We start from the raw sequence: 23,019 nt of genomic DNA, 5'->3' as shown, positions 1-23,019 counted from the left end.
GGATGGCTGACGAACCCCTGATCCTCGGCATCGAGACGTCCTGCGACGAGACCGGCGTGGGCATCGTGCGCGGGCACACGCTGCTCGCCGACGCGCTGGCCTCCAGCGTCGAGGAGCACGCCCGGTTCGGCGGGGTGGTGCCCGAGGTGGCCAGCCGGGCCCACCTGGAGGCGATCGTGCCCACCATGGACCGGGCGTTGCGCGAAGCCGGCGTCACCATCGCCGACATCGACGCCATCGCGGTCACCTCCGGTCCGGGTCTGGCCGGCGCGCTGCTCGTCGGCGTCGCCGCCGCCAAGGGCTACGCGGTGGCCGCGGAGAAGCCGGTGTACGGGGTGAACCACCTCGCCGCGCACGTGGCCGTGGACACGCTGGAGCACGGGCCGCTGCCCGAGCCGGCGATCGCGTTGCTGGTCTCCGGCGGGCACTCCTCGCTGCTGCGCGTCGACGACCTGGCCCGGGGCGTGGTGCCGCTCGGCGCCACCATCGACGACGCGGCCGGGGAGGCGTTCGACAAGGTGGCGCGGCTGCTCGGACTGCCGTTCCCCGGTGGCCCGTACATCGACCGGGAGGCGCGGGCCGGCGACCCGGCGTCGATCGCCTTCCCGCGCGGGCTGACCGCCGCGAAGGACCTGGTCGGACACCGGTTCGACTTCTCCTTCTCCGGCCTCAAGACGGCGGTGGCCCGCTGGGTCGAGGCGCGGCAGCGGGCCGGCGAGCCGGTGCCGGTGGCCGACGTGGCGGCGTCCTTCCAGGAGGCGGTCTGCGACGTGCTGGTCGGCAAGGCGCTGGACGCCTGCCGCAGCAGCGGGATCGACACGCTGGTGATCGGCGGCGGGGTGGCGGCCAACTCCCGGCTGCGGGCGATGGCCGAGCAGCGGGCCGCGAAGCACGGCGTCCGGGTGCGTACGCCCCGGCCGAAGCTCTGCACGGACAACGGCGCGATGGTGGCGGCGCTCGGGTCGCACCTGGTCGCCGCGGGCGTCGCCCCGAGCCGGCTGGACCTGCCGGCCGACTCGGCCATGCCGCTGACCGTGGTCAGCGTCTGACCGGGGAGGAAACCGACATGATCGTCCGGATGTGGGAGGCGAAGGCCGAGCCGTACGGCTTCGCCGAGCTGATCACCTGGGTGTGCGAGACCGCGCTGCCCGAGTTCGAGCACGACCCGATGCACGTCGGCAGCGAGGTGTTCTCCTCCACCGACCACCGGCTGGTGGTCATCTCGAAGTGGCGCAGCAACCCCCGGGAACTGCCCGAACCGCCCACGCGCCTGGTCGCCCGTGCACCGCACAGCTGGGACTTCACCGAGGTCGACCGCTAGACGACGGTCGTCACGGCGCCCGGAAACTGGTTGGCGTCCGGGACCGGCCGCCACCTAGCGTCGGTGGGTCATGCGCTTCTCACCGGCCGGCGACCCCGGCACCCCCGACGCGCGGTCCGCCACCCGTTACCTGGTGTGGCTCGCCGGGCGACATCCCGTGTACTTCGGCGGCGGCCTGACGCTCGGCGTGATCTGGATGCTGGCCCAGGCGCTGGTGCCGGCCGCGATCGGCCGGGCCGTGGAGGCCGGGCTCGCCCAGCGCGACCCGGACGCGCTGGTGCGCTGGAGCCTCGCCCTGCTCGGGCTGGGGCTGGTCCAGGCCGGCGCCGGCATCCTGCGGCACCGCTGCGCGGTGCACAACTGGCTCGGCGCCGCGTACCGCACGGTGCAGGTCACCGTGGACGCCACCAACCGGCTCGGCGCCGCGCTGCCGCGCCGGGTCGCCGCCGGCGAGGTGGTGAGCATCGGCACGTCCGACATCGAGCACATCGGCAGTGCGATCGACATCACCGCCCGGGGCGTCGGGGCGGTGGTCGGCATCGTCACCGTCGCCACCATCCTGCTCACCGCGTCACTGCCGCTCGGGCTGGTGGTGGTGCTCGGCGTGCCGCTGCTGATGGCGCTCGTCGCGCTGCTGATCCGGCCGCTGCACCGGCAGCAGGCGGCGTACCGGGAGTCGACCGGCCGGCTCACCGCGCGCGCCGCGGACATCGTCTCCGGCCTGCGGGTGCTGCGCGGCGTGGGCGGGGAGCCGGTGCTGGCCGCCCGCTACCGGGAACGGTCGCAGGCGTTGCGCGCCGACGGCCTGCGGGTGGCCCGGGTGGAGTCGCTGCTCCAGGCCGCCCAGATCCTGCTGCCCGGTGTGTTCGTGGTGTTGGTGACCTGGCTCGGCGCCCGGTTCGCGTTGCGCGGCGAGATCAGCGCCGGTGAGCTGGTGTCCTTCTACGGCTACACCGCGTTCCTGGTCAGCCCGCTGCGCAACCTCACCGAGGCGGCCGACAAGCTCACCCGGGGGCACGTCGCGGCCCGCCGGGTGGTCCGGCTGCTGCGGCTCGCGCCGGAGTTCACCGACCCGGCCCAGCCGGTGCCGGTGCCGCCCGGGCCGGGCGAGCTGGTGGACGCGCGCTCCGGGCTGGTGCTGCCGCCGGGCCGGCTCACCGCGCTGGCCGCCGCCGAACCGCAGGACGCGGCCGAGATCGCCGACCGCCTCGGCCGGTACGCCGACGGGGACGTGACGCTGCACGGCGTACCGCTGCGGGACGTGGCACTGGCGACGGTGCGGGAGCGGATCCTGGTGGCCGACAACGACGCGCAGCTGTTCAGCGGCGTGCTCCGCACGGAGCTGGACCCACACGACCGGGCGGACCGCGCCACGGTCGAGGCGGCGCTGGCCGCGGCCAGCGCGACGGACATCGTCGAGGCGCTGCCCGGCGGCCTGGACGGCGCGGTCGCCGAGCGGGGCCGGGAGTTCTCCGGCGGGCAGCGGCAGCGCCTGCGGCTGGCCCGCGCGCTGGTCGCCGACCCGGAGACGCTGATCCTGGTCGAGCCCACCAGCGCGGTGGACGCGCACACCGAGGCGCGCGTCGCCGACCGGCTGGCCGCGGCCCGGTCCGGCCGCACCACGCTGGTCTGCACCACCAGCCCGCTGGTGCTCGGACGCGCCGAGCACGTGGTCTTCGTGGAGGACGGCAAGGTCGTCGCCGAGGGCCGGCACGAGGAGCTGCTCGCCGCCGAGCCCCGCTACGCGGCCACGGTGAGCCGGGAGGAGGACCGATGAGCAACGCGCTGCCCGTCGCCGACGCCGCGCAGGTCCGCCGGTACGTGCGGGAGCTGGTCCGCCGGCACCCGCGTGGCCTGGCCACCGTGCTCGGCCTGCACGCGCTCGCCGCGGCGGCCGGGCTGGTCACCCCGCGCCTGCTCGGCGACCTGGTCGAGGGGATCTCCCGGGGTGTGGCCGCCACCACCGTGGACCGGGTGGTGGTCGCCATCGCCGCTTTCGTGGTGGTGCAGTCGGTGCTGGTCCGGTTCGCGCACCTGGCCTCGGCCCGGCTCGGTGAGCGGGTCCTCGCCGAGCTGCGGGAGGAGTTCGTCGACCGGGTGCTGGCGCTGCCGCTGTCCACCGTGGAGCGGGCCGGCACCGGTGACCTGCTCACCCGCACCTCCCGCGACGTGTCGGCACTGTCGCGGACGGTCCGGTTCGCCGGGCCGGAGACGCTGATCGCGGCCCTGACCGTGCTGCTGATCCTCGGCGCGCTGGTGCTGACCGGGCCGCTGCTGGCGCTGCCCAGCCTGCTCGCGGTGCCGGTGCTCTGGGCCGGCACCCGGTGGTACCTGCGCCGCGCGCCGGCCGGCTACCTGCGGGAGAACGCCGCCTACTCGGACATCACCGACGGGATCAGCGAGACGGTCGAGGGGGCGCGGACCACCGAGGCGCTGCGTCAGGCGGCCCGCCGCCGGGCCCGCGGCGACGCCGACATCCGCCGCTCGTACGCGGCCGAGCGCTACACGTTGTACCTGCGGACCGTGTTCTGGCCGGTGGCCGAGTTCGGCTACCTGGTGCCGATGGTGGCCACGCTGCTGATCGGCGGCTGGTTCCACCTGAAGGGCTGGGCCAGCCTGGGCCAGGTCACCGCCGCCACGCTCTACGCCCAGCAGCTCACCGACCCGATCGAACGGCTGCTCGGCTGGCTGGACGAGTTCCAGGTGGGCGGCGCCTCGCTGGCCCGGCTGCTCGGCGTGGCCACCGAGCCGGACGAGCGTTCCCCGGCGCCCGTCGCGTCGCGCCGGCCGACCACCGAGGGTCGGCTCGCCGCGCACGACGTCCGGTACGCGTACCGCGCCGGCCACGACGTGCTGCACGGCGTGACGCTGGTGCCCCGACCGGGGGAGCGGCTGGCCATGGTGGGCCCGTCCGGGGCGGGCAAGTCCACGCTGGGTCGGCTGCTGGCCGGCGTGCACACCCCGTCGGCCGGTGCGGTGACCGTCGACGGTCGACCCCTCGCCGAACTGCCCCTGGACGAGCTGCGTACCCACGTCGCGCTGGTCAGCCAGGAGCACCACGTGTTCATCGGCACGCTCGCCGACAACGTGGCGATGGTCCGGCCGGCCGCCGACCGGGCGGCGGTACGCGCCGCGCTGGCCGCGGTCGACGCGCTGGAGTGGGCGGAGGCGCTGCCGGCGGGGCTGGAGACGACCGTGGGGGCCGGCGGGCATCCGCTCACCCCGGCGCAGTCGCAGCAGCTCGCGCTGGCCCGGCTGGTGCTCGCCGACCCGCACACGCTGGTGCTGGACGAGGCCACCTCGCTGATCGACCCGCGCGCCGCCCGCGCGCTGGAGCGGTCGCTGGCCGCGGTGCTGCACGGACGGACCGTGATCGCCATCGCGCACCGGCTGTTCTCCGCACACGACGCGGACCGGGTGGCAGTGGTGTCCGACGGCCGGATCACCGAGCTGGGCCCACACGACGACCTGGTAGCCGCCGCTGGCCCCTACGCCGCCCTCTGGCGCTCCTGGCACGGCTGAGGCGTAAGGAGGGGCCCCCTCTTAACGCCTGGCGTATAGGAAGGGGCCCCGCTTGACGCCCGTCAGGCGCGACGCATCAGCCGCCAGGTCGTGTACCCGCCGGTGCCCAGCGCGAGCAGGAAGACCGCCCACACGATCCCGGTGCCCACCTGGAGCCCGCCGCCGCTGGACGCGTTGGCCTGGGCGGCGGCGACCAGCGAATCGCTCTGCGCGGCCGGCAGCGCGGGCGGCGGCAACTGCTGCCAGCGGACCAGCCCGGTGCTCTCCAGCATGGTCATGTGGTCGTTGACGAACTTGTTGGCGTCCTCGGCGAGCTTGCGCACGACCGGGTCCTTGGTGCTCGCCCGCACCGCGCCGATCACCGGGAAGATGTTGCCGTGGGCGACCCGGAGCCGGGTGACGAAGATCTGGTCGAACTGCGCGCCGCTGGCGTTCTGCATCTCGGTCAGCCAACCCTTCTGCTGGGTCGTCGGGTCCGTCGGCAGCACCGCCCCCAGCTTGTTCGCCGCCTCGACCACCAGCTGGTCCAGGACACCGTGCTGGCGGGCGATCTCCGCGCCGACCTCCCGTACCCGGGGGGACTGGCCCTTCTCGGCGGCCATCGTGCCGGCCGGCATCTCCCAGAGCCCGGCCAGCCGGACGCCGTTGAGCAGCGTCATGTCCGCGGCGTTCATCTGCACCCCGGGATTGGGGGCGGCCAGAGCCGCGCCGGGAAGAACGCCGATCCCCGCGCCGATCGCGACGAGCAGCAGGGTCACCCGGTGCGCCAGTCGGCGACGTGCGGATTCCAGCGATGCCATGGTTGCGGTGCCTCCTCGGTCCGGACCGGTACGCGGGGTCGCGGGACGGTCGAGCCCACCGGCCGCCCGTCCGCACGTTGGTACGGATCACCGGGCCGATCAGTTCAGCGGGTCGGCCAGGAGGCGTTCGAAGGCCAGCTCGGCGGCGCCGACCAGGGCCGCGTCGTCGCCGAGTTCCGGGGTGCGCAGCCGCACGTGCTCCAGGCAGGCGGGCAGCCCGTTGCGGTTGAGCCGGCTGCGCACCTGGGCGGCGGCGGCCAGGTAGAGGTCACGCATGGTGCCGCCGAAGAGGACCATCTCCGGGTTGAAGATGTTGACCAGGTTGGCCACGCCGAAGCCGAGCCAGTCGCCGGCCTGCCGTACCGCGCTCTGCGCGCGGGCGTCCCCGCGGTCGGCCGCGTCGAAGACGCTCAGCAGCGCCTCCCGGCCGCGCGCCTCGGCCCGGCCGGCGGCCCGCAGCAGCCCGTGCTCGCCGATCTCGGTCTCCCAGCAGCCGTACCGGCCGCAGTCGCAGCGCGCCCCGTCGCGGACCACCACCATGTGGCCGACCTCGCCGCCGTAGCCGCCGTGCCCGGTCAGCCGCCGGCCACCGGCGATGATGCCGGCGCCCACGCCGACGTCGCCGTACAGGTAGATGACGTTGTCGCAGCCGGTGGCCGCGCCGCGGGCGTGCTCGGCGAACGCGGCCACGTCGGCCACGTTGCCCACCGTGATGGGGACGTCGATGCCCAGCTCGGCGGCGAGCGCCGCGCCGATCGGCTCGTCCACCCAGCCGGTGGTGGGGCTGAGCCGCACCAGCCCGTCGTCGCGGCGCACCATGCCGCAGACCGCCACTCCGGCGCCGACGCAGAACGAGCCGTCCGGCACCGCCTGGTGCATCTCCTTGACGGCGCCGGCCAGCAGCGGGGCGGCCTCGCCGGCGACCAGGTTGCGTGGCCGGTCCAGCTCCCGGCGGTCGAGCACCTCGCCGCCGAGGCCGACCCGCGCGGCCCGCAGCCGGTCCACCTCGACGCTGTACGCGTACGCGTAGACCCGTCCCGACTCGGGCCGGACGACGAGTGACGGTCGTCCGGCCCGGCCGGTCTCCTTCGGCGTCCCCTCGCTGACCAGACCGGCGCCGGCCAGGTCGGCGGTCAGCGCGCCGATGGTGCTGCGGTTGAGCCCGAGCGCGGTGGTCAGCTCCGCGCGCGTGGTGGCCCCGTGCACGTGCACGTAGCGGAGCAATGCGCCCAGGTTCTGCCGTCGAATCTCGTCCTGACTGGGACCCGCGCGCATTGCCACTGCCATGGTGTGTCCGTACCCGGGTCAGCGCGTGCCGGTGGCGGCGGCCCGCCGCCTCGACAGCGCGTCGATGGTCGCCGCGGCGAGCAGCACCACGCCGGTGACCACGAACTTGACGCCCGAGCTGTATCCCATCAGTCCCATACCGTTGTCGATCACCGCGACCACCGCGCCGCCGAGCACGGCGTCGAGGACCCGGCCCTTGCCGCCGAAGAGGCTGGTGCCGCCGATCACCGCCGCGCCGACGGCGTACAGCAGCACGTTACTGCCACCGGTGTTGGGGTCGACCGAGTTGGCCCGGCTGGCCGCCACGATGCCGCCGATGGCGGCCATCCCGGAGCAGATGACGAAGACCGAGATGCGGATCTTGTCCACGTTGATGCCGGCCCGGCGGGCCGCCTCGGCGTTGCCGCCGACCGCGTAGATGTGCCGGCCGTAGCTGGTGCGCTGGAGCACGAACGTCCAGACGACCAGCAGCAGCGCGATGATCGGCACCACGATCGGCACGCCCTTGAGCGAGACCACCAGCACGTTGCGGCTGCGCTCCAGGTTCAGCACGTAGACCGCGACGCCGAGCACCACGGCGAGCCCGCCGATCCGCGCGGCCACCACCGCGATCGGGTCGGTGAGCAGGCCCCGGGCGGACCGGTTGCGGTGCCGCAGGAGCTGCACGGCCGCGTACCCGGCGATGGCCAGCGCGGCCAGCGCCCAGCCCAGCACCGGGGAGATGTTGCGGTTGGCGATCGCCACCAGCACGTCGTCGCGGACCGCGATGTTCGCGCCCTCGTCCATCAGCGTCAGCACGACGCCCTGGAACGCCAGGAAGCCGGCGAGCGTCACCACGAAGGACGGGATGCCGACCTTCGCGACCAGCAGGCCGAGCACGACGCCGATCACCACGCCGGTGACGACGGCGGCCAGCACCGCCACGTACCAGGGGTAGCCGAGCACGGTGACGGTGTTGGCCAGGATCGCCGCGCAGACACCGCTGGCGAACCCGGCGGAGAGGTCGATCTCGCCGAGCAGCAGCACGAAGACCAGACCCATCGCGATCAGCGTGACCGCGGCGCCCTGGGTGAACAGGTTGGCGAGGTTGCCGGCCGTGAAGAACGACGGGCGGGCGATCGAGAAGCCCACCGCGAGCACGACCAGCATGACCACGGCGGGCAGCGCGCCGATGTCGCCGCCGCGTACCCGGCGCCAGTAGTTGTTCACGTGGCTGCCCACGGTCGGCGCCGGGGCGACGCCGGCCGGGCCTTCCTTCTTCACGACGGTGGCGGTCATCGGACGGCTCCTGGTGTGGTGTCGGCGGGCGCGGCGCCGGTGCCGTTGCTGCCCGGTTCGCCGGCGAGGCCGAGGCCGCCGGAGCGGCCGGCGGTGATCAGCTCGACCACCTGCGAGTGGGTGATGTCGGTGGTCTTCACCTGGGCGACCATCTGGCCGAGGTAGAGCGCCGCGATCCGGTCGGAGACGGCGAAGACGTCGTTCATGTTGTGCGAGATGAGCACCACGGCCAGGCCGTTGTCGGCCAGCCGGCGGACCAGCTCCAGCACCTGGGCGGTCTGCGCGACGCCGAGCGCGGCGGTCGGCTCGTCCAGGATGACCAGCCTGCTGTTCCAGAGCACCGCCTTGGCGATGGCCACCGTCTGCCGCTGGCCGCCGGAGAGGCTGGACACGTGCTGGCGCAGCGACTTCACGGTCCGGACGCTGAGGCCGGCGAGCGTCTCGGCGGCCATCTGCTCCATGGTCGGCTCGTCGAGCACGAGGCCGCTGCGCTTCTCCCGGCCGAGGAACATGTTCTGCACGATGTCGAGGTTGTCGCAGAGCGCCAGGTCCTGGTAGACGACCTCGATCCCGAGCGCGGCGGCGTCCCGGGGGCTGCTGATGCTCACCGGTCGGCCGTCGAAGAGGAACTCGCCGGCGTCGGTGGGGTAGATGCCGCTGATGCACTTGACCAGGGTCGACTTGCCGGCGCCGTTGTCGCCGACCAGCGCGGTCACCTCGCCGGGGTGCGCGGCGAAGGCGACGTCACGCAGCACCTGGACGGGACCGAAGCTCTTGTCGATCCCGCGTAGCTCCAGCAGGGGGGTTGCGGACACGGGGGTCTCCTTTGGGCGGAGGGAGGTCTCGGATCCCGTCCGGCGTGGACGCCGCCCGGCGCGGGAGTGGTCCCGTGCCGGGCGGCGCCGCCTGAGGCGGGGTGGGTCAGCTCACGCCGGCGTCGGTGCAGAGCTTGGCGAACGCACCGGTGCAGAGCTCGTCCTTGGTGATGTAGCCGTCGGCCACGACGTCCTTGACGTTGTCCTTGTAGATGGCCTTCGGCTCCAGCAGCACGGCCGGCACGTCCCGGTTGCCCTCCGGGTCCTTGACGGTCTGGCCGGTGTCCTTCGTCTCGCCCTTGGCGAGCGCGATGGCCAGCTCGGAGGCGGCGTCCGCCTCCTTCTTGACCGCCTTGTAGACGGTCATGCACTGGTCACCGGCGAGGATGTTCTGCAGACCCTCCTTGGTGGCGTCCTGGCCGGTCACCGGGACCTTGCCGTTGAGCTTGTTCTTCTTCAGCACCGAGATGGCCGCGTTGCCGAGACCGTCGTTGGCGGCGAGCACGCCGTCGATCTTGCCGCTGGCCTTGGTCAGCTGCTGCTCGAAGATCGTGGCGGCCTGCGCGTTGTCCCATGCCGGCACCGAGTCGTCGGCGACCTTGGTGTACTCCTTCGAGTCGAACTTCGGCTTGAGCACCGAGTCGTACCCGTTCTTGAACAGGGTGGCGTTGTTGTCGGTCGGCGAGCCGTTGAGGTACGCGATCGACGGGTTCTTGGCGCCCTTGTCGGTCAGGCACTTGCTCAGGCCCTCGCCCTGGAGCTTGCCGACGGCCTCGTTGTCGAAGCTGACGTAGTACTGGGCGGAGCCGCCCAGGGTCAGCCGGTCGTAGTCGATCGTGGCGACGCCCTGCGACTTGGCCTTGTCGAGCACGGCCTTGCCGGTGCCGGAGTCCAGGTTGACGATCATCAGCACGTTGACGCCGTTGGTGATCATCTGGTCGGCGATGGTCTGGAACGCGGTCTTGTCGTTCTGCGCGTTCTGGATGTCGGACTCGACGCCGGCCGCGTCGAACGCCGCCTTGAGGAACTTGCGGTCCGCGCCCTCCCAGCGGGCGGAGGACTTGCTGTCCGGCAGGATCACGCCGATCTTCGGCTTCTTGTCGTTCGAACCGCCGGCCTTGTCGGAGGAATCGCCGCTGTCTCCACAGGCGGCCATGCTGCCGGTCGCGAGGAGACTGACGGCCGCGAAGGTGAGGAAGCCCTTGCGCATGTGCACGGGTCCTTTCGGGGGTGGGGGAGTTGGTGACGGTGTTTTGTTGTGTCCGGCAACGTATTCCGCGCTTCCCGCGCTCCGCAAGAGTGCCGAGGTCAGAAGTTTGTTGGCGGCGGTAACAATTCAGCAACGCGGTTGTCACCTGGCGGACACCGGCTGCGGAAACGCTCCCAGCGTCCGGTTCAGCCGGCCGCGATCGGGGCGGTCACGGCCCCGGTCAACGCCACCAGATCGCCCGGCGCGAGCTGCACCTGGAGGCCGCGGCGACCGGCCGAGACGTACACCGTCGGGTGTGCCAGCGCGGACGCGTCGACCACGGTCGGCAGCGCCCGGCGCTGCCCCAGCGGGCTGATCCCGCCCCGCACGTAACCGGTCGCCCGCTCGGCCACCGCCCGGTCGGCCAGCGCGGCCCGCTTGCCGCCGACCGCCACGGCGAGGGCCTTCAGGTCCAGCTCCCCGGTCACCGGCACCACCGCCACGGTCAGCCCGCCGTCGACGTCGGTGACAAGCGACTTGAACACCCGCTCCGGTGGCACCCCGAGGGCGTCGGCGACCAGCGCGCCGTAGTTCGGCGCGTCCGGCGACACGGCGTACGAATGGGTGCTGTGCGCGATCTTCCGCCTGGTCAGCAGCACGATCGCCGGAGTGCCCTGTCCCGCCATGACCGTCAAGCTAGCCCGACCGCCGCCGCACGGCGAGCCGGAACGGGTCGGTCAGCCGGAGGCCGGGCGGCCGATCAGCACGGTGGGCGCGCCGGCCACCCGGGTCAGCACCAGGCTGGCTGCCTCGTCGCCGGCCAGGCGCAGGTCACGGCGCAGCTTCTCCGGCTCCAGCGCCGAGCCCCGCTTCAGGATCTCCACCCGGCCGACCCGGCGCTCCCGCAGCAGGGCGCGCAGCCGCTTCAGCGAGAACGGCAGCACGTCGGTGATCTCCAGGCAGCGGGCGAACGGGGTGGGGTGTGCCGTGTCCGCGTACAGGTAGGCGATCGACGGGTCGGCGAGCGTGGCGTCCAGGTCGGCGGCCAGTTCCGCGACCAGGTGCGCGCGTACCACCGCCGAATCGGGGTCGTACAGGAACCGCCGCACCGCGCCCACCTCCGCCTCGTCGGCGCCGCTGCCGGTGAGGTGGTGAGAGGGGGCCCCGTCTCTACCGGAGGCGTTAGGAGGGGGCCCCTCCTTCTCCCGGAGCAGGGTGGCGCGACGGGGGACGCTGGCTAGCGGGCCGCACCAGAGGGCGGCCTCCACCAGGTCGCCGTCGACGCTCACCCACTCCGCCTCGGCGCCGGCCGGGATCAGCGCGTGGTCCAGGCCGGGCGCCACCTTGACCACGGTGCGCGGCACGCGTGCGGCCAGCCCGGTGACGAAGTCCCACGGCGGCGAGTAGGCGTTCGGGTCGAAGATGCGCCGCCCGCTGCCGGCCCGCCGCCGCGCCGGGTCGCAGAACGCCCCGTCGACCCGGGTCACGTCGAACGCGGTGGCGTCGCCGCACTCCACCGTGACCAGTCCGGCCAGCCCGGCGGCCTCGGCGTTCGCGGCGGCCATCGCGGCGGTGACCGGGTCGGCCTCCACCGCGTACACCCGGATGCCGGCGCGGGCCGCGGCGAGCGCGTCGGCGCCCAGCCCGCACCCGAGGTCGGCAAGCGTGGTCACACCCGCGGCGCGCAGCCGGGCGGCCCGCCGGTCGGCGACCGCCCGGCGGGTGGCCTGCTCCAGCCCGGGGCGGGTGAGGAACATCCGGGCCGCCGCCGTGCCGAACTTGCCGATCGCCCGGCGGCGCAGCTCCGCCTGGGTCAGCGCCGCCGCCGCGAGCCCGACCGGGATCCCGGCCGAGCGCAGCGCGGCGGCCGCCGCCAGCGGGTCGCCGCCGGCCACCCGCTCCGCCGCGGCGAGCGCGGCCGACCCCTCGGGGGTACGCAGCGCGGTGAGCTGGTCGAGATCCATCCGCTCATTCTCCCGACCCGCTCCGGAGGCGACACGACGGGCGACGCGCTGGCACTCTCCTTGACGGAGTGCTAGCCGAGGAATAACCTGCGATTAGCACTCTCACCCTGAGGGTGCCAACGCCCGGGCCTGGTGCCCGAGCGTTGAACGCCAGGCGGACCGGCACCCGCGACGACGGCCCCGCCCGGTGGCATGTGGCAGATTGACGCCGGTCGGCGTGTCGACCGGCAACGACACCAAGTACCCCAGGAGGGTATGCCCGTGACTACCGCGACCAAGGTTGCGATCAAGCCGCTCGAGGACCGCATCGTGGTGCAGGCGAACGAGGCCGAGACCACCACCGCCTCGGGCATCGTGATCCCCGACACCGCCAAGGAGAAGCCGCAGGAGGGCACCGTCCTCGCTGTCGGCCCGGGCCGGATCGACGACAAGGGCAACCGCGTGCCGGTCGACGTGAAGGTCGGCGACACCGTCCTCTACTCGAAGTACGGCGGCACCGAGGTCAAGTACGCCGGCGAGGAGTACCTGGTGCTCTCCGCCCGCGACGTCCTCGCGGTCATCGAGAAGTAAGCAACCGATCAGTGTCGTTGCCCCGGTCCGGCTCGCCGGGCCGGGGCAACGTCGCTTCGAAGGGATACTGATGGCAAAGATCCTGAGCTTCTCGGATGACGCCCGGCACCTGCTCGAACACGGTGTCAACGCCCTCGCGAACGCGGTCAAGGTCACCCTCGGCCCGCGCGGGCGCAACGTCGTCCTGGACAAGAAGTTCGGTGCGCCCACGATCACCAACGACGGCGTGACCATCGCCAAGGAGATCGAGCTCACCAACCCGTACGAGAACCTCGGTGCGCAGCTGGTCAAGGAGGTGGCGACCAAGACCAACGACGTCGCCGGCGACGGGACCACCACCGCCACCGTGCTGGCCCAGGCCATGGTCCGGGAGGGCCTGCGCAACGTGGCCGCCGGCACCAACCCGACCGGCCTGAAGCGGGGCATCGACGCGGCGGCCGCCAAGGTCTCCGAGGCGCTGCTCGGCAAGGCCGTCGAGGTCGCCAGCAAGGAGTCGATCGCGCACGTCGCGACCATCTCCGCGCAGGACGCCACGATCGGCGAGCTGATCGCCGAGGCGATGGAGCGGGTCGGCCGCGACGGTGTGATCACTGTCGAGGAGGGCTCCGCGCTCACCACCGAGCTGGAGGTGACCGAGGGTCTCCAGTTCGACAAGGGCTTCATCTCGCCGAACTTCGTCACCGACGTGGAGGGGCAGGAGGCGGTCCTGGAGGACCCGTACATCCTGATCACCACGCAGAAGATCTCGGCCATCGAGGAGCTGCTGCCGCTGCTGGAGAAGGTCCTCCAGAACAGCAAGCCGCTGCTCATCATCGCCGAGGACGTCGAGGGGCAGGCGCTGTCCACGCTGGTGGTCAACGCCATCCGCAAGACCGTCAAGGTCTGCGCGGTGAAGGCCCCCGGCTTCGGTGACCGGCGCAAGGCGATGCTGCAGGACATGGCGATCCTGACCGGCGCCGAGCTGGTCGCCCCGGAGCTGGGCTACAAGCTCGACCAGGTCGGCCTGGAGGTGCTCGGCACCGCCCGCCGCGTCGTGGTCGACAAGGAGAACACCACAGTCGTCGACGGCGGCGGCCAGTCCGCCGAGGTCGCCGACCGGGTCGCCCAGATCCGCAAGGAGATCGAGGCCTCGGACTCCGAGTGGGACCGGGAGAAGCTGGCCGAGCGGCTGGCGAAGCTCTCCGGCGGCATCGCGGTGATCAAGGTCGGCGCGGCCACCGAGGTCGAGATGAAGGAGCGCAAGCACCGCATCGAGGACGCCATCGCCGCGACCAAGGCCGCGGTCGAGGAGGGTACGGTCCCGGGCGGCGGCGCCGCGCTGGCCCAGATCCTGCCGGTGCTCGACGACGACCTGGGCTTCACCGGTGAGGAGAAGGTCGGCGTCTCGATCGTGCGCAAGGCGCTCGTCGAGCCGCTGCGCTGGATCGCCCAGAACGCCGGCCACGACGGTTACGTGGTGGTGCAGAAGGTCATCGGCCAGGAGTGGGGCCACGGCCTCGACGCCGCCACCGGCGAGTACGTCGACCTGGCCAAGTCCGGCATCCTCGACCCGGTGAAGGTGACCCGGAACGCGGTCACCAACGCCGCGTCGATCGCCGGCCTGCTGCTCACGACCGAGGGTCTGGTCGTGGAGAAGCCGGCCGAGGCGGAGCCCGCCGCCGGTGGGCACGGCCACGGCCATGGCCACGGCCACCAGCACGGCCCGGGCTTCTGACCCGAGGAGTACGCCCGACGTCAGGGCACACCGCCGGCTCGGCGGTGTGCCCTGACGCCTGTTCGGGCCGCTGACGGCGCGGCCGTTTCGCTTACGGAACGCTGACGGAATTGGCGGCCGGCCCGACCGGTCGACCAGACTGGGCCGGGTGAGCACGATCTCCCGCCGCCACGCGGCAGTGTCCGGTGTCGTCGCCGCCGTGGTGGCGCTCGGCGTCGCCGAGCCGGTGGCCGTCCTGACCGGTCCCCGGTCCGCCCCGCTGATCGCCGTCGGCGGCCTCGTGGTCGACCTGGTGCCCGAGCCGCTCAAGCAGTTCGCCATCGACGTCTTCGGCACGTACGACAAGATCGCCCTGCTGGTCGGGACGGCGCTGCTGCTGGCGGGTTTCGCGGCGCTGCTCGGCCTGGCGGCGGCCCGACGGCTGGTGGTCGGCCTGGCCGGCATCGCCGCGTTCGCCGTGCTCGGTGTCGTCGCCGCGCTGACCCGGGCCGGCGCGGACGCGTTCGACGCGCTGCCCGCCCTGTTCGGCGGCGCGCTCGGCGGGCTCACGCTCTGGGCCTTCGTGGCCGGCCCGCTGCGACCGGACCGCGGCCCGGCGGCCACTCTGCCGCAGTCTCCGGTGGCCGCCGCGCTCGCGCGTGAGGAGGGCAACCCGGGCGGTTGGGAGCCGCTGGAGCGCGGGGACCTGGGGTCGCGGCGCCGGTTCCTGCGCGGCGCCGGCCTGCTGACCGGTGCGGCGGCGGTGGCCGGGCTCGGTGGGCACTGGCTCGCCGGGCGGCGGGGCGTCTCGGCCGCCCGGCAGGCGGTGACACTGCCCGCGCCGGCGGCGCCCGCCCCGCCGGTGCCGGCCGGCGCGGACCTGTCCCTGCCCCGGCTCGCCCCCTACGTCACGCCGAACCGGGAGTTCTACCGGATCGACACGGCGCTGGTGGTGCCGCAGGTGGACCCGGTCACCTGGAAGCTGCGCATCCACGGCCGGGTCCGTAACCCGATCGAGTTGAGCTTCGACGACCTGCTGGCCCGGCCGATGGTGGAGCGCTACGTGACGCTGGCCTGCGTCTCCAACGAGGTGGGCGGCGACCTGATCGGCAACGCCCGCTGGCTCGGCGTGCCGCTCAAGGATCTGCTGGACGAGGCGGACCCGGAGGAGGGCGCGGACCAGGTGGTCGGTCGCGCGGTCGACGGCTGGACCTGCGGTACCCCCACGTCGGTGTTGCGCGACGGCCGGGACGCCCTGCTCGCGGTCGGGATGAACGGCGAGCCGCTGCCGATCGAGCACGGCTTCCCGGTCCGGATGGTGGTGCCCGGCCTCTACGGGTACGTCTCGGCGTGCAAGTGGCTGACCGAGCTGGAGCTGACCAGCTTCGCCGACTTCGACGCGTACTGGGTGCCGCGCGGCTGGTCCGCCCAGGGCCCGGTCAAGACGCAGTCCCGGATCGACACGCCCCGCGCCCGTAGCCGTCCGGCCGCCGGCCCGGTGACGGTCGCCGGGGTGGCGTGGGCGCAGCACCGGGGCGTCCGCCGCGTCGAGGTACGCGTCGATGACGGTCCCTGGCGGGAGGCGACGCTGGCCCCGGCCGTGTCGTCGGACACCTGGGTCCAGTGGTCGTGGCGCTGGGACGCCACCCCGGGCGAGCACCGCCTCCAGGTGCGCGCCACCGACGCGACCGGCGAGACGCAGCCGGAGCAGCGCAGCCCGGTGGCCCCGGACGGCGCGACCGGTTGGCACACCGTCCCGGTGACCGTCGCCTGACCTGCCGGCTGCTGGTCATCTGGTTCCACGGCATGGCGCACCGGCGGGGTGGACCGGCGGGGTGGCCGGAACAACCCGGGGTGAAGGCCGTCGTCATGGCTGCCTACCAACTTGATGGCGCGATCGGTTCAGCGGTCGACGGCTGGCGGTCGACCGGTGTCCTGCCCCCGACCGGCCAGCCCTTACCGTCCGCCGCACCGCGAGGGCGACGAGGGCCCGGCGAGCGCGTCGAACCAGTGCGGCGGCGGCCGTTCCCGCGTGAGTCGTCGACGCGCTCAAGTTTGCAGGCGTCGGACAGCGCTGTCGGCCGTCGCGGCACGATCGGCGGCTACCGACCGTTCCGCGAGGCGACCGTTCCGCGAGGCGACCGTTCCGCGAGGCGACCGGTTTGCGAGGCGACTGGTTTGCGAGGCGACCGGTTCCGCGAGGCGAGCGGTTCCGCGAGATGGGCAGTGCCGAGAAGCGGTGCCGGTACGGCACGCGTCGGCGCGAACGAAACGCCGCCGCGCCCCGAGGTGCGGGGCGCGGCGGCGGGAAGTGCGCGGGTCAGGCGACCTTGCGCTGGTCCGGAACGGCGGTCTTGTGCGGCCGGCCGAGGCGGGCCTCGAGACGGGCGATGTCGACCCGGGCCTGCCGGCGGTCGGCCAGGTCCTCCCAGCCGAGGGCGAGCAGCCGCAGCCGCTCGGACTCGCTGAAGCCGCCCCAGACGCCGTACGGCTCACGGACGGCGAGGGCGTGCGCGGCGCACTCGGCGCGCACCGGGCAGGCGCGGCAGACCGTCTTCGCGCCGGTCTCGCGGCGCTGGCGGGACGAGCCGCGCTCGCCGTCGGGGTGGAAGAACTGGGCGCTGTCGCGGCCCCGGCACGCGCCGAGCCGCTGCCAGTCCCAGAGGTCGACGATGGGTCCAGGCAGCCTACGTACGTTCGACATCAGCACCCCTCCTCCCGCGCGGCACCGCGGAGAATGTTCGTGGCCAGCTACCGGGCGGCGGTCCGCGCGGGATGCCGGTTCCGGATGGACCAGTCGGTACCCGGGCCGTCCCCGGCTCACACATCTGTGATCGAAAACCTCGGACAGTCGGTGGCATATGCCCCATCTGTCGGAAAAGTTCGGATGATTGCTCGGAACCCCCTCCCGACCCCACCCGCACGTGGTCTGCTCTGAGTCGGAGAGGAGACCACAGTGCGTAGCGTTCTGATCTGCGTTCGGACCCCATTGGCGGCCCAGAATCTGACCTCCGCGGCGGCGCGGCTCGGGCTGTCCGGCGCCGTCCGGACGGCCGTCTCCGATCCCGAGGTGATGTTGCGGCTCGCCGAGCGTCCGGTCGACGTCGTGCTGGCCGACACCGCCCTGACCCGGCCGGACAGCGTCGGGTTCGTGCGGCGGGTGCTCGCCCGCGCCCCCCAGGCCGCGGTGCTGCTGCTCGGCGCCGAGGAGTCGGAGTCGGCGGCGGCCACCATCAGTGCCGGGGCGCGGGGTCTGATCCAGAACGCCGACCACGACCTGACCAGCGCGGTGGCGAAGGCGCTGCTGCTGCTCTCCGCCCCGGGACGGGCGAACCGGCACCGGGTGGCCGACACCGCCCGGGACGCGGCGGCGGTCGGCGGGCCGACCCGGCCGACGGCGCCGGGGCGTACCCCGGGTGGGCCGGGCTGGCCGGCGACGGACCCTGCGGGCCTGCCCACGATGGTGCCGGTCCAGCGTGGCGAGGACGCCAACGACCCGGCGGCGGAGGGGGCGGAGACGCCCCCGCCGGGCCCCGGCCAGCGCCCGGCGCGGACCCCGCGCAGCGCGATCGGGCTCACCGAGCGCGAGCTTCAGGTGCTGCTCGGCATGGCGGAGGGCAAGAGCAACGCGGAGATCGGGCGGGAGTTGTTCGTCTCCGAGGACACCGTCAAGACGCACGCCCGGCGGCTGTTCCGCAAGCTCGGCGCCCGGGACCGGGCGCACGCCGTGGCCGCCGGTTTCCGGGCCGGCCTGGTCGCCTGAGCCCGGCCGGGTTCACTCCGACGCGGCGTCGTCCGTGCCCTCGGTGAGCGTGTCGTGCACGCCGTCCGCGTAGCCGCGGGCGTAGTCCCAGCTCACGTAGTGGTCGGGGTCGGGGTCGTAGGCCGGCTCGTGCACCCGGGGCCGCCCCGAGTTCAGCAGGTGGCGCAGGTTGCCCCGGAGCAGGTCCCAGTCGAAGTAGTGCGGCTCGCGGCAGTCCTCGCACTCGATCACCAGGCCGCGCACCCCGATCGGCTGGAGCAGGGCCTGGTAGATCTCCAGATCGGCCAGATCCTCCAGCACGTCCTGGCGCTCGACCTCGGTCAGCGGGTCGAGCGCGTCCTCCTCGCCGGAGTCGTGCAGGCCGGCAGCCGGATCGGCCGGGTCGCCGTTGAACGGGTCGATGGGCTCGTCGTGCACCCCCTCACCGTAGACCCCGCGCCGCCGGAAAGCCCGCCCCCCGCCCCGCTGTGGCCCGGCCTACGCCGGGCCCGCCGCTGCCCGGGGCGAACCGGGCCAGTGGGTACGATGAGGCGACGCGCCGTCACACCGGTGCGCGCCGGCGTCCGCGCGCGCCGCCTCGCTGCAGCCCGTTCGACCAGCTCAGGGGAGCAATCGTGGAGAATTCGCCCAGCACCGAGAACCCGGCCGGCCCCGACGGCGGCGAGCTGGGCGGCCATCTGCCCGAGTTGCCGGCCGGTTCCGCCCGGGTGGTGCCGCTCGGGTTGACCTTCGACGACGTGCTCCTCCAGCCGGGCGAGTCGGACGTCGTGCCCAGCCGGGTGAACACCCGCACCCGGCTCACCCGCAACATCGAGCTGACCGTGCCGCTGCTCTCCAGCGCGATGGACACCGTCACCGAGGGCCGGATGGCGATCGCCATGGCCCGGCAGGGCGGCATCGGCGTGCTGCACCGCAACCTCTCCGTCGAGGACCAGGCGCTCCAGGTCGACCTGGTCAAGCGCTCCGAGTCCGGCATGATCACCAACCCGGTGACCGCCAGCCCGGACGACACGCTCCGCGACGTCGACGCGCTCTGCGGCCGCTACCGCATCTCCGGCGTGCCGGTGGTCGACGGGCAGGGCCAGCTCGTCGGCATCGTGACCAACCGCGACATGCGCTTCGTCTCCGACCCGGCCACGCCGGTCCGCGACATCATGACCCGCACCCCGCTGATCACCGCGCCGGTCGGCGTGAGCAAGGACGACGCGCTCGACCTGCTGCGCCGCCACAAGGTGGAGAAGTTGCCGATCGTGGACGGCTCCGGCGCGCTGCGTGGCCTGATCACGGTCAAGGACTTCACCAAGAGCGAGCAGTACCCGAACGCCACCAAGGACGAGGCGGGCCGGCTCCGGGTCGCCGCCGCGGTCGGCGTGGGCGAGGACGGCTACAAGCGGGCCCGCGCGCTCGTCGACGCCGGCGTCGACGTGGTCATCGTGGACACCGCGCACGGTCACCAGCGGGCCGTGCTGGAGATGGTCGCCCGGCTCAAGCGGGACGTGACCATCGACATCGTGGGCGGCAACATCGCCACGTACGCGGGCGCGAAGGCGCTCGTCGAGGCCGGCGCCGACGGCGTCAAGGTGGGCGTGGGGCCCGGCGCCATCTGCACCACCCGGATCGTGGCCGGGGTGGGCGTGCCGCAGGTCACCGCGATCATGGAGGCGGCCCGGGCCGCCCGGCCGGCCGGCGTGCCGGTGATCGGCGACGGCGGCATCCAGTATTCCGGCGACATCGCCAAGGCGCTGGTGGCCGGCGCCGACACGGTGATGCTCGGCAGCCTGCTGGCCGGCTGCGAGGAGAGCCCCGGTGAGCTGATCTTCATCAACGGCAAGCAGTACAAGGCGTACCGGGGAATGGGCTCGCTCGGCGCGATGCAGTCGCGCGGTCAGGGCAAGTCGTACTCCAAGGACCGCTACTTCCAGCAGGACGTGATGGCCGAGGACAAGCTGGTCCCCGAGGGCGTCGAGGGTCAGGTGCCCTACCGTGGCCCGCTCGCCCAGGTCGCCCACCAGCTCACCGGCGGCCTGCGCGCCGCCATGGGCTACGTGGGCGCCGAGAGCATCCCGGAGCTGCACCGGCGTGGCCAGCTCATCCGGATCACCGCGGCGGGGCTGAAGGAGAGCCACCCGCACGACATCCAGATGACCGTCGAGGCACCCAACTACCACTCCCGCTGACCTCTCCCTCCACCCCCGAACACACCTGGAGTCCCCATGCGTGACGTGGTCGAGATCGGGCTGGGCAAGACCGCGCAGCGCGGTTACCACCTGGACGACATCGCCATCGTGCCGAGCCGCCGCACCCGGGACGTCGACGACGTCTCCACCGCGTGGCAGCTCGACGCCTACCCGTTCGGCATCCCCTGCGTCGCGCACCCCTCGGACGCGACCATGAGCCCGGCCTCCGCGGTGCGCCTCGGCGAGCTGGGCGGCCTCGGTGTGCTCAACGTCGAGGGCCTCTGGACCCGCTACGAGAACCCGGCCAAGATCCTGGAGGAGCTGGCCGGCCTCGGCGAGGACGCCCGGGCCACCAAGCGGCTCCAGGAGGTCTACGCCGAGCCGATCCGCCCCGACCTGATCGCCGAGCGGGTCCGCGAGCTGCGGGAAGGCGGCGGCACGGTGGCCGTCCGGGTCTCGCCGCAGCACACCCTGGCGCTGGCCCCGGTGATCCTGGACGCCGGCGTGGACATCCTGGTCATCCAGGGCACCCTGGTCTCCGCCGAGCACGTCTCCACCACCGACGAGCCGCTTAACCTCAAGGAGTTCATCGCCGACCTCGACCTGCCGGTCATCGTCGGTGGCTGCACCGACTACAAGACCGCGCTGCACCTGATGCGTACCGGCGCGGCCGGCGTGATCGTGGGCATCGGCGGCGACGACTGGTCGACCACCGAGTCGGTGCTCGGCATCCGGGTGCCGATGGCCACCGCGATCGCCGACGCCGCCGCGGCCCGCCGGGACTACCTGGACGAGACCGGTGGCCGGTACGTCCACCTGATCGCCGACGGCGACATGCAGACCTCCGGCGACATCGCCAAGGCGCTCGGCTGCGGCGCGGACGCGGTGATGCTCGGCGAGCCGCTCTCGCTCTGCGAGGAGGCCCCGGCCGGCGGCGCCTGGTGGCACTCGGCGGCCAGCCACCCGTCGCTGCCCCGGGGCGCGTTCGAGGTGGCCGGCGAGCCGATCGGCTCGATGGAGCGGCTGCTGTTCGGCCCGGCCGACGAGCCGGACGGGCAGCTCAACCTCTTCGGCGGCCTGCGCCGCGCGATGGCGAAGTGCGGCTACCGCGACCTCAAGGAGTTCCAGAAGGTCGGCCTGGTCCTGGACCGCTGAGCAGGCATTCGAAAGGGATCGGGACGATGACGCGGCGCCGCGGACGACGAGGTTTCGGGCTGCTGGCCTGCGGGACGCTGCTGCTGGCCGGCTGCGGACCGACCGAACCGGACCGGGGCGCCGCGACGACCGCGCCCGGTCCCACGGCCGCCCGGAGCTTCGCGCCCGGCGCGGCCGGCGTCGGCGACAGCTACTTCCCGAGCTACGGCAACGGCGGCTACGACGTCGCGAACTACGCCATCAAGGTGCGCTACGACCCGGAGACGGACAAGCTCACCGGGACCACCACGGTGCGGGCCACCGCGACCGCCGACCTGTCCGCGTTCAACCTGGACCTGGCCGGGCTGACCGTCCGCTCGGTCACCGTGGACGGCGCCGCCGCCCGGCACGCCCGCACCGACGACGAACTGGTCGTCACGCCGGCCACCGGGCTCACCACCGGCAACGGCTTCGTCACCGAGATCCGGTACGACGGCAAGCCGACGCCGCTGCGTACCGAGGCGCTCGGCGAGGGCGGTTGGCTGCACACCGCCGACGGGGCGATCGCGCTCGGCCAGCCGGAGTCGGCGAGCACCTGGTTCCCGGTCAACGACCACCCGTCGGACAAGGCCACCTACGACGTCGAGATCACCGTGCCGAAGGGGCTGACGGCGGTCGGCAACGGCGTGCCGAAGGGGAGGTCGACGGCCGGCGACTGGACCACCTGGCGCTGGTCGGAGGCCTCGCCGATGGCCAGTTACCTGACCACCGTGGCGATCGGGAAGTTCCGGGTCACCACCGCCGAGCACAAGGGCCGGCCGGTCTTCAGCGCGGTCACCACGCAGTTGCCCGAGGGTGCGCCGGACCGCTCGATCGCCCGTACCGTCGAGGTCGCCGACTACCTGGAGAGCCTGTTCGGGCCGTACCCGTTCGACGCGTACGGGGGTGTGGTGGTCGCCGACTCCCGGATCCGGTACGCGCTGGAGACGCAGAGCCGGCCGGTCTACTCGGCCGGCTTCTTCCGGCAGGGCGACAACACCGAGGTGGTGGCGCACGAACTGGCCCACCAGTGGTACGGCGACAGCGTCTCCATCCAGCGCTGGCAGGACATCTGGCTCAACGAGGGCCTGGCCACGTACGCCGAGTGGCTCTGGGCCGAGCACAGCGGGTCCTCGACCGTGCAGCGCACGTTCGAGCAGAAGTACGCGGGCGCCTCCGCCCAGGTGTGGCGGACGCCGCCGGGCAAGCCGGGGGTGGAGAACCTGTTCGGCAGCTCGGTCTACGACCGCGGTGCGATGACCGTGCACGCGTTGCGGATCGCGGTGGGCGACACCAGGTTCTTCGGCATCCTGCGGGCCTGGGCGGCCGAGCGGAAGAACGGCAACGCCACCACCGCGGATTTCGTAACGCTGGCGGAGCGGGTGGCCGGGAAGCAGCTCGACAAGGTCTTCGACGCGTGGCTGTTCGGCACCGAGCGCCCGCCGCTGCCGAAATCCAGGTGAGGCG

General features: G+C 73.3%; 19 protein-coding genes and 1 pseudogene. 11 read left to right on the top strand and 9 right to left on the bottom strand.

The window, feature by feature from the left end:
* Positions 1 to 2 precede the first annotated feature (2 nt).
* From tsaD to OG767_RS28035, 4 genes and pseudogenes are all read left to right on the top strand, one after another.
* Positions 3 to 1,066 (top strand): annotated as a pseudogene (gene tsaD, locus OG767_RS28050) (tRNA (adenosine(37)-N6)-threonylcarbamoyltransferase complex transferase subunit TsaD); the annotation flags it as partial.
* A complete protein-coding gene (locus tag OG767_RS28045) occupies positions 1,067 to 1,321 on the top strand; it encodes a hypothetical protein (RefSeq protein WP_405094335.1) in 255 nt (84 codons plus the stop codon). It abuts the pseudogene before it with no gap.
* A 70-nt stretch (positions 1,322 to 1,391) separates the two neighbouring features.
* Entirely contained in the window at positions 1,392 to 3,098 is a 1,707-nt protein-coding gene (locus tag OG767_RS28040) for an ABC transporter ATP-binding protein (protein ID WP_405091189.1), read from the top strand.
* Entirely contained in the window at positions 3,095 to 4,843 is a 1,749-nt protein-coding gene (locus OG767_RS28035; protein WP_405091188.1) for an ABC transporter ATP-binding protein, read from the top strand. The genes OG767_RS28040 and OG767_RS28035 overlap by 4 nt, the downstream gene beginning before the upstream one ends.
* A 62-nt stretch (positions 4,844 to 4,905) precedes the next feature.
* Here the strand turns inward: OG767_RS28035 and OG767_RS28030 are convergent, their stop codons facing one another.
* The 7 genes from OG767_RS28030 to OG767_RS28000 form a co-directional block, all read right to left on the bottom strand.
* The gene (locus OG767_RS28030) at positions 4,906 to 5,643 is read right to left on the bottom strand and encodes a DUF4142 domain-containing protein (RefSeq protein WP_107158835.1); all 738 of its coding nucleotides are present in this window, start codon (positions 5,641 to 5,643) and stop codon (positions 4,906 to 4,908) included.
* Positions 5,644 to 5,742: 99 nt separating this feature from the next.
* Positions 5,743 to 6,918: an ROK family protein gene (locus OG767_RS28025; protein WP_405094334.1), complete on the bottom strand. Its 1,176-nt coding sequence runs from the start codon at positions 6,916 to 6,918 to the stop codon at positions 5,743 to 5,745.
* A gap of 30 nt (positions 6,919 to 6,948) precedes the next feature.
* Positions 6,949 to 8,208 carry a sugar ABC transporter permease gene (locus OG767_RS28020; RefSeq protein WP_281938019.1) on the bottom strand — a complete coding sequence of 420 codons (1,260 nt, stop codon included), beginning with the start codon at positions 8,206 to 8,208 and terminating at the stop codon, positions 6,949 to 6,951.
* Positions 8,205 to 9,023, bottom strand: a complete 819-nt coding sequence (locus OG767_RS28015) for an ATP-binding cassette domain-containing protein (protein ID WP_405091187.1) — start codon at positions 9,021 to 9,023, stop codon at positions 8,205 to 8,207. The genes OG767_RS28020 and OG767_RS28015 overlap by 4 nt, the downstream gene beginning before the upstream one ends.
* Before the next feature lie 106 nt (positions 9,024 to 9,129).
* Entirely contained in the window at positions 9,130 to 10,233 is a 1,104-nt protein-coding gene (locus OG767_RS28010) for a sugar ABC transporter substrate-binding protein (protein WP_405091186.1), read from the bottom strand.
* Positions 10,234 to 10,418: 185 nt separating this feature from the next.
* A complete protein-coding gene (ybaK, locus tag OG767_RS28005; RefSeq protein WP_405091185.1) occupies positions 10,419 to 10,898 on the bottom strand; it encodes a Cys-tRNA(Pro) deacylase in 480 nt (159 codons plus the stop codon).
* A gap of 51 nt (positions 10,899 to 10,949) precedes the next feature.
* Positions 10,950 to 12,176 (bottom strand): THUMP-like domain-containing protein, encoded by a 1,227-nt coding sequence (locus tag OG767_RS28000; RefSeq protein ID WP_405091184.1) that lies wholly within the window; start codon positions 12,174 to 12,176, stop codon positions 10,950 to 10,952.
* 255 nt (positions 12,177 to 12,431) lie between these two features.
* Between OG767_RS28000 and groES the strand changes: the two genes are divergently transcribed.
* From groES to OG767_RS27985, 3 genes are all read left to right on the top strand, one after another.
* Entirely contained in the window at positions 12,432 to 12,746 is a 315-nt protein-coding gene (gene groES, locus OG767_RS27995; protein ID WP_088998427.1) for a co-chaperone GroES, read from the top strand.
* A 70-nt stretch (positions 12,747 to 12,816) separates the two neighbouring features.
* Positions 12,817 to 14,460 (top strand): chaperonin GroEL, encoded by a 1,644-nt coding sequence (gene groL, locus OG767_RS27990; protein WP_405091183.1) that lies wholly within the window; start codon positions 12,817 to 12,819, stop codon positions 14,458 to 14,460.
* Positions 14,461 to 14,608: 148 nt separating this feature from the next.
* Positions 14,609 to 16,213 carry a molybdopterin-dependent oxidoreductase gene (locus tag OG767_RS27985; protein ID WP_405091182.1) on the top strand — a complete coding sequence of 535 codons (1,605 nt, stop codon included), beginning with the start codon at positions 14,609 to 14,611 and terminating at the stop codon, positions 16,211 to 16,213.
* A gap of 546 nt (positions 16,214 to 16,759) precedes the next feature.
* Here OG767_RS27985 and OG767_RS27980 read toward each other — a convergent pair.
* Positions 16,760 to 17,143 carry a WhiB family transcriptional regulator gene (locus OG767_RS27980; RefSeq protein WP_107159053.1) on the bottom strand — a complete coding sequence of 128 codons (384 nt, stop codon included), beginning with the start codon at positions 17,141 to 17,143 and terminating at the stop codon, positions 16,760 to 16,762.
* A 252-nt stretch (positions 17,144 to 17,395) separates the two neighbouring features.
* Here OG767_RS27980 and OG767_RS27975 point away from each other — a divergent pair, with 252 nt between their 5' ends.
* Positions 17,396 to 18,202 carry a response regulator transcription factor gene (locus tag OG767_RS27975; RefSeq protein WP_405091181.1) on the top strand — a complete coding sequence of 269 codons (807 nt, stop codon included), beginning with the start codon at positions 17,396 to 17,398 and terminating at the stop codon, positions 18,200 to 18,202.
* A gap of 12 nt (positions 18,203 to 18,214) precedes the next feature.
* Here the strand turns inward: OG767_RS27975 and OG767_RS27970 are convergent, their stop codons facing one another.
* Positions 18,215 to 18,619 carry a DUF5319 domain-containing protein gene (locus OG767_RS27970; RefSeq protein WP_281938005.1) on the bottom strand — a complete coding sequence of 135 codons (405 nt, stop codon included), beginning with the start codon at positions 18,617 to 18,619 and terminating at the stop codon, positions 18,215 to 18,217.
* Between the two features lie 197 nt (positions 18,620 to 18,816).
* Between OG767_RS27970 and guaB the strand changes: the two genes are divergently transcribed.
* Genes guaB through OG767_RS27955 form a run of 3 tightly spaced genes read left to right on the top strand, consistent with a single transcriptional unit; the run spans position 18,817 to position 23,015 of the window.
* Positions 18,817 to 20,379: an IMP dehydrogenase gene (gene guaB / locus OG767_RS27965; protein WP_405091180.1), complete on the top strand. Its 1,563-nt coding sequence runs from the start codon at positions 18,817 to 18,819 to the stop codon at positions 20,377 to 20,379.
* Positions 20,380 to 20,415: 36 nt separating this feature from the next.
* A complete protein-coding gene (locus OG767_RS27960) occupies positions 20,416 to 21,534 on the top strand; it encodes a GuaB3 family IMP dehydrogenase-related protein (RefSeq protein ID WP_281938001.1) in 1,119 nt (372 codons plus the stop codon).
* A 26-nt stretch (positions 21,535 to 21,560) separates the two neighbouring features.
* Positions 21,561 to 23,015 carry a M1 family metallopeptidase gene (locus OG767_RS27955; protein WP_405091179.1) on the top strand — a complete coding sequence of 485 codons (1,455 nt, stop codon included), beginning with the start codon at positions 21,561 to 21,563 and terminating at the stop codon, positions 23,013 to 23,015.
* The last annotated feature ends 4 nt before the right edge of the window (positions 23,016 to 23,019 follow it).

It is taken from the genome of Micromonospora sp. NBC_01392, assembly GCF_045040125.1.
Classification (GTDB): Bacteria; Actinomycetota; Actinomycetes; order Mycobacteriales; family Micromonosporaceae; genus Micromonospora.
The sequence above is the reverse complement of the archived record's forward strand: the minus strand, read 5'-3'. Positions and strand labels throughout refer to the sequence as shown.